Genomic DNA, 6,759 nt, shown 5'->3' with positions numbered 1-6,759 from the left:
GTGGGCCTGCGGGCTGGCCATCTCCACCGCCGCCATTCCCCATATGTCCAAGTCCGTCCGTGAGTCGGCGATCCTGAGCACGGTCGACGACGCCGTGCCCGTCTCGCCGGACCGCGTCCGGGCGGCCCTGGACGACGTCGTCGTGGCCGGTGGATTCCCCGAGGTCGTCGTGCCGTGGGAGTCCGAGCCTCTCGACGAGGTGGAGGCGCCGTCCGGCAACCTCCACCGCGACGAGGACGTCCGCCGTGCCGCGGCGAGCGTCATCAAGATCACCGGCCGGGCCGATGCCTGCTCCCGTGTCCTTGAGGGCACGGGTTTCGTCATCGCTGAAGAGCGCGTCATGACCAACGCGCACGTCGTGGCCGGCGTCTCCGAGCCCGTGGTCACCTTCGCCGACGGCGACCCACTGGCAGCGCAGGTCGTCCAGTTCGATCCGGAGACCGACCTCGCCGTGCTGGCCGTCCCGGACCTGCCCCAGGAACCGCTGGGCTTCGCCGAAGTCGTGCCCAGCAGCGGCGACGACGCCGTCGTCGTCGGCTACCCGGAGGGTGACCCGCTGACGACGGCTCCGGTGCGTGTGCGCGGACAGTACGATCTCCGTGGCCACGACATCTACGGCTCCGACCAGGTGAACCGGGACGTGTTCGCGGTGCGCGGCAGCGTCCGGCCGGGCAACTCCGGCGGGCCCATGGTCAACCTCTACGGCAACGTCACCGGCGTGGTCTTCGCCGCGTCCCTCACCGACCCCGACACCGGCTACGCGCTCAGTCTCGACGAGGTCCGCGACATGGCGGAGGCGGCGCCCGACGCCACCGACCCCGTCTCGACTGGCAGCTGCACCTGATCCGTCGTGAGGTGGGGCGAGGGCCGATTTTCTTCTCGCTCTCACGCGGTCGGCGGAGTGGCTTCCTCTGCTGGTTGCGTCGAGCTGCCGCCGACCGAAGATCGCTCCGAAGAAATCCGGCTCTCGCCTTCCGTCGCGTCTATTCAGACCGTGCGGAGCCACTCGACGAGAGTGTCGGTGACGAGGTCCGGGGACTCTTCGTGTGGGAAATGACCGACGTTCTCAAGCTGCAACCATTGATGGCGCCCCGCGACATGATGCCGGGAGGATGCCACTAGTTGCGAGGTGTGCTGCCGGTCGGCACCACCATGGATCTGCAGAACCGGCGCGGCGATCGGCTGCCTCTCCAGACGCCTGGAGAATCTCCGGCCGTTGGAACGGAAGAGGGACCGGACGGCCCATCGCTGGTACTCCAGGGCGCAATGCGAGGCGGGCCAGATCCGCATCGCCTCGCTGTAGCGGGCGCCGGTTTCTTCGTCGGGAAACGGGCTCGACGGCGACGTCCAGCGCCGCAGCAGCTGCTCGACACGGATGCCGTCGTCGGCGACCAGCCGTCGCTCGGGGACGAACGGGACCTGGGAGGCCAAGAGGGAGCCGTGGCGGGCGATGCCTCCTTTGAGCATGTGCCGTCGCAGGACCAACGGATGTGGCATCGACAACGCGGCCAGCCCTCGCACATGCGCGGGCCGGAAGGACGCGGCCGTCCAGGCTCCGTACGCGCCCCAGCCATGGCCGACGAGCACGGCCTGCCGCTCGCCTATGGACTGGATCACACCGGTGATGTCCGCCGCGAACGTCAGCGGGTCGTAGCCACGCGGCGGCTTGTCGCTACCGCCGTAGCCACGCAGATCCATCGCGACCACTCGCCAGCCGGCGTCGGCGATCTTGGGCATCTGATGCCGCCACGCCCACCAGAACTCCGGGAAACCGTGGAGGAAGAGCACCAAGGGGCCATGGCCGAGCTCGGCCACGTGGAACTGCGCACCGTTCGCCGAGATCCGCCTATGAGTCCACGGTCCGGGAACCTCGACGACGTCGTGGAGCAACGCTGGCGCGGTCACGACGCGGACGTCGCACGCAGAGCGTGCACGGCCTGGCGGGCCGCCGCCTGAGCCCGCTTCGGCCCCTTCACAGAGCCGAACCGTGCCTTGGCCCATAGCCCGAGAGCTCCTGCGACCACGAGATAGAAGACCGCGACGATCAGGAATGCCCACCCTGCGGCGAGTCCGAGCGCGGAGACCCCGTAAGCGAGGGCCACCGACAACAAGACGACCGCCAGAAAGACGAGCACACCGGCGGCAGCTACCAGCACGCCACCGATGCCGGCTGACTTTAAGTCCTCGCGGAGCTCCGCCTTAGCAAGGTCGACCTCATCCTTGATCAGACCTGTGACGTCTTCCCTGACCGCGGCGACGAGCTGTCCGATGGACGCCTGGGATGTCTCACCGACAGTCTCCATGCCGTTGGTACCCGGCCCGGTCACCATGCCTTCTCCCGTTTTTGCATTTCAGACATCGAATACGCGTGGCGAAGCTACGCTCACGGATGACTGTACCCGCACTGGACGGACATAGACTCGAGAACAGCGAGCGTGCCTCGCCTCGGTGACCCGCTACGTGCCGGAATCCGGGTCCGAAACCTTCGAGCGAGCGTCCTGCGGTGTCTCGGTTTGGGCCTCTTCCTGGTACACGTCCGGGATACCGTCGCCGTTGCTGTCCCTCGACTCCTCTTCGTCGATGAGGCGGTAGGCCCGGTTGCGCGCACCGAGGACCACCATGGCCAGCAGCGCCGACAGCACCGAACCGATCAGTACGGCCATCTTCACCATGTCGATCAGCTCTTCCTCGCCCCGGAACGCCAGCTCCCCGATGAGCAGGGACACCGTGAACCCGATGCCGGCGAGCAACCCGAGCCCGAGGATGTCGCTCCACGCCAGCCGGTCGCTGAGCTGGGCACGCGAGAACTTCGCGGCCAGGAACGTGCCGAGGACGATGCCTACGCCCTTCCCGAGCACCAACCCGAGCGTGACACCCAACGCGAGCGGCTCGGTGAAAGTCTCACGCAGCGCTTCACCCGACACCGCGACACCGGCCGCGAAGAACGCGTAGATGGGAACGCAGATGACGGCCGAGTACGGGCGGATCTGGTGCTCCACCCGCTCCGCCGGAGCCTCATGTTCCCCTTCACGATGGTGCGCCCTGGTCAGCAGACCGAACGCCACACCCACGACGGTGGCGTGAATGCCGCTCTCGTGGGTCAGCGCCCAGGCGACGACGCCCATCGGGACGTAGATCCACCACGCACCGACGTCGCGCCGCTGCATCAGGTAGTAGACCACCAGGATGGCCACGGCACCGGCCAGGGGAAGCAACTCCAAACCGGAGGTGAAGGCCACCGCGATGATGGTGATGGCCAATAGGTCGTCGACGACCGCGAGCGTGAGAAGGAATGCGCGCAGCGCCGCCGGGAGCCTCGACCCGATCACGGCGAGCACCGCCAGTGCGAACGCGATGTCGGTGGCGGTGGGCACCGCCCAGCCCCGCATGTCTCCGTCGCCGACCACGTTGATCACGGTGAAGACGAGGATGGGGCCGATCATGCCGCATACCGCGGCCACGATCGGCAACGCCGCCGCCGCGGGTTTGCGCAAGCTGCCCACGATGAGCTCGCGTTTGAGCTCCAGCCCGACGACCAGGAAGAAGATGGCCAGCAACCCGTCGGCCGCCCAGTGAGCCAGGTCCAGGTCGAGATGGAGGGCGGAGGGCCCGAACGTGGTCTCGGAGAGTGACGCGTATGAGCCTGATGCGACGTTCGCCAACACCAGGGCAAGGACAGCGGCTCCCAGCATGAGGAAACCACCTGTCGTCTCGCTGCGCATGATGGACGACAGGTACCGCGCCTCCGGCCACGGGATCCGACCGAACAGTCGAGAGGCAGGGCGAGTCACGGGCATACCACCTTCAGCTTGGCTTGAGCATCACTGACAACCGACCGCCGACCAGACTTCCCGGCACACCCGTTGGCGATTCTACGCGAACGATAGGGCCGACCCGGATTACACGTTCTAGCGCATGAAAGGTGCGACGTGTTCCCATTGCGGGTCGTGTGACTTGGCCGTCGACGTCTTCCCACGGCTCCAGCCGCTGAGAACGGGTCTTACCGCGTCCGCGTCGACCTCCAGCCCGTCCACGTAGAAATGCGCGACAACCTGCCCGCCACCCGTGACATGTCCCACATGGACGACCCGCGGCCCTTCGCCTCCCCACGCGTCGACGACCTTGCCTTCGAGCTCCTCGATGTCGTTGGAGATCGACGGGTCGGATGGCATGCCGTTCCCGGCGGCGTCGTACTCCAGAACGACCGCGATGTGCGTATCGGCGAGCGGGTGGGTATGCCGCCCCACCGCCCTGCGGATGATGGCGAAGACGGGACCCCGCGGCCCTCTGCCTTCCATCGCCGCCCACTCCCCGCTGCCTGCGGATCCCAGCTGGTCCACGACCTCGCTGAGCGAGGCCATCGCGATCGAGTCGAGCGGCTTGTCGACGGAGACGTCGACGGAGCCGATCCAGCGCTCGACGCCTGTCTCGCCGAGCGCGGCGTCGAGCCCGACGAACGCGACCTGGAGCCGGTGGTCATGGTCGACCAGCGTGAACAGTGGATGATAGACCGCGACGTCGACCTTGTTCGAAGCGGTGTCCACCCGGGCACCGACCTCTAGCTCGCTCATGTCGAAGTCGTAGTCGTCGACCTTCAGCGTCGACGACTCGAAGACAGCGGGGTCGCGCTGCCGGCTGGAGAGAAACTCGACATCGCCGTCGTCCGGCGCCGCCAGCAGCCACCGCTCGGCGACGCTGCGCAGGTCCGATTCACCGGCACTGGACACGACGAGCGCGAACCTCTTGCCACGGCTGCCGACGATCTGCCAGCTCAGGCGGGCGTCGATAGCCGCCACCAGCGGCTGGAGCATTCTCAGTGCGTCATCGGTGCGGTCCTCATCGACCGCTTTGACGACGTCCCCCCGGTGCGCGGCCCACCACGACCAGAAGTCAGCGATGGCAGGCCGCGGATCGACCGCACGGGCGGTCTTACGTCGGAAAAAGCCCATGAGTGCCAGCTTCTCACGGTTCCGGAGGCTGTTTCTACGCTGGGCGGTGTCCGTGTAGGGCGCTGTCCAACGTCATGTGCACCTGGTAACGGTCGGCGCGGTACCAGGATGTCACGTGCTCCATCGGGCGTCCGGACGCATAGGACGTCTTGCGGAAGACCAGGAGCGGAGCGGCGGGCGGCACGCGCAGCAGCCGGGCGCGCAGCGGGTCTGCTCCTTCAGCCCATACCGTCTGGGCGGCGGAGTCCAGGACCCGCCCGTAGTCGTGCGCGAGGATCGAGTAGATCGAGCTCATCAGGTCGCGTTCCAGCAGGTCTGGCAGTGGCGATGCAGGGAGCCAGGAGACCTCGTGGGCCATCGGCGCGCCGTCCGCCGAACGCAATCGCTCGATACGGAACGCGCGGTCCGTGACGTCGAGGCCGAGCGCTGCCCGGGCCGGTGGCGGGGCTACGGTCTCATCCGCCCCGAGCACCACCGTGGACGGTTTGTGCCCCCGCCGCCGCATGTCCTCGGTGAAGGAGGCCAGGTGCATCTGCGACTCGACCTTGGGCGCCGCGACGAACGTCCCCTTGCCACGCACGCGATACAGCCGGCCCTCGGAGACGAGCCGGCCCACCGCCTCCCGCACGGTGGCCCGGCTGACGCCGAACCTCTGCACCAGCTCACGCTCGGATGGGATCGGAGCGTCGGGCACGAGCTCGCCCTCCACCATCGCGAGCAAGATGTCCCGCAGCTGACGATGCTTGGGTACTGGACCATCGACGACGTTCATTTCGTTCCCCCTCCCGGCGACGAGTTCCAGCCGGGCACGGTCGATCCGCCTCAGATTCCGCGACAGCCTGGTGACACGGAATCTGGTCCGCACCGCCCCCGCCAGTGGTCTGTACTGGTTCTGACAAGCTGGTGCCCTTTACGATGATGCGTGGCAGTACCGATGTCAAGCTTCTGGCCTGGATAACCTGCATCGGATGACCACAGCCTGGAGAACCGAGCCGGCCTTGAGGTTCCCGTCCAGCCGTGTGAGAGGAACTACGTGAACCAGACCGCGACAACGATGGCCCGGGAGATCGCCGAACAGCCGGCCGCTCTGGCCCGGACCATCCAGTCTCTCCGGCCGCAGCGCACAGCTCTGCGCAAAATCGCCACCGATCGCCGCGTAGTCCTCTTCGTCGCCCGCGGATCGTCGGACAACGCCGCCGTCTACGGCCGCTACCTGCTCGAGGTCCATGCCGGTCTGGCCAGCGGTCTTGCGGCTCCCAGTGTCGCCACGCACTACCATGCCGAGCTCGACCTCTCGGAGGCGCTGGTGGTGTGCGTCTCGCAGTCCGGTGAGACACAGGAGATCGTCGAGACGCAGGAATGGGCGGCCGGCCGCGGTGCGCGCACCGTCGCAGTGACGAACGACGGCGGCAGTTCCCTGGCCGGAGCCGCCGACGTCGCGCTCGTGACCCAGGCCGGTGCCGAGCTCGCGGTCCCCGCCACCAAGTCCTACACGGCACAGCTGGCCGCGATGGCCGTGCTGGCCTCAGCCATGGCACCCGACCCGGAAGCTCTCGACGCGGACCTGGACCGGGTCCCCGCGGAGGTGGAGCGGCTCATCACCCGGCGAGCCGGTGTGGACGAGGCCGCCGAACGGCTCGCCTCCACTGCGGAAGCACTGGTCAGTGGCCGTGGGATCGTCTTCGGCACAGCGCTGGAAGCTGCGCTGAAGATCGAGGAGACATGTCTCCGCCCGGTCCGCGGACTCTCCTACGCAGACCTGCGGCACGGGCCGATCGCGGTGGTCGACGCCGAGCACGTCGCTCTCCTG

The 6,759-nt window shown here is 67.7% G+C and carries 7 protein-coding genes; 2 read left to right on the top strand and 5 right to left on the bottom strand.

Annotated features, from left to right (window positions below; all coding sequences use genetic code 11):
• The coding region (locus ELR45_RS13570) for a MarP family serine protease (protein WP_165367753.1) at nt 1-844 on the top strand (844 nt) is incomplete at its 5' end.
• A gap of 143 nt (nt 845-987) precedes the next feature.
• Here the strand turns inward: ELR45_RS13570 and ELR45_RS13565 are convergent.
• From ELR45_RS13565 to ELR45_RS13545, 5 genes are all read right to left on the bottom strand, one after another.
• A complete protein-coding gene (locus ELR45_RS13565; RefSeq protein ID WP_205856555.1) occupies nt 988-1,905 on the bottom strand; it encodes an alpha/beta fold hydrolase in 918 nt (305 codons plus the stop codon).
• Nucleotides 1,902-2,330, bottom strand: coding sequence for a phage holin family protein (locus ELR45_RS13560; RefSeq protein ID WP_129666836.1), 429 nt, complete (start codon nt 2,328-2,330; stop codon nt 1,902-1,904). Before ELR45_RS13560 ends, ELR45_RS13565 begins: the two co-directional genes overlap by 4 nt.
• Nucleotides 2,331-2,456: 126 nt before the next feature.
• Nucleotides 2,457-3,797, bottom strand: a complete 1,341-nt coding sequence (nhaA, locus tag ELR45_RS13555) for a Na+/H+ antiporter NhaA (protein ID WP_129666833.1) — start codon at nt 3,795-3,797, stop codon at nt 2,457-2,459.
• 111 nt (nt 3,798-3,908) lie between these two features.
• Entirely contained in the window at nt 3,909-4,949 is a 1,041-nt protein-coding gene (locus ELR45_RS13550) for a hypothetical protein (protein WP_129666831.1), read from the bottom strand.
• A gap of 34 nt (nt 4,950-4,983) precedes the next feature.
• Nucleotides 4,984-5,721, bottom strand: a complete 738-nt coding sequence (locus ELR45_RS13545; RefSeq protein ID WP_129666829.1) for a GntR family transcriptional regulator — start codon at nt 5,719-5,721, stop codon at nt 4,984-4,986.
• A 282-nt stretch (nt 5,722-6,003) separates the two neighbouring features.
• On the opposite strand from ELR45_RS13545, the gene ELR45_RS13540 reads away from it, so the two are divergent.
• The coding region (locus tag ELR45_RS13540) for an SIS domain-containing protein (protein WP_420813883.1) at nt 6,004-6,759 on the top strand (756 nt) is incomplete at its 3' end.

It is taken from the genome of Phytoactinopolyspora endophytica, assembly GCF_004138495.1.
In the GTDB taxonomy this organism is placed as follows: domain Bacteria; phylum Actinomycetota; class Actinomycetes; order Jiangellales; family Jiangellaceae; genus Phytoactinopolyspora; species Phytoactinopolyspora endophytica.
This window is presented reverse-complemented; position numbering and strand designations above follow the sequence as displayed.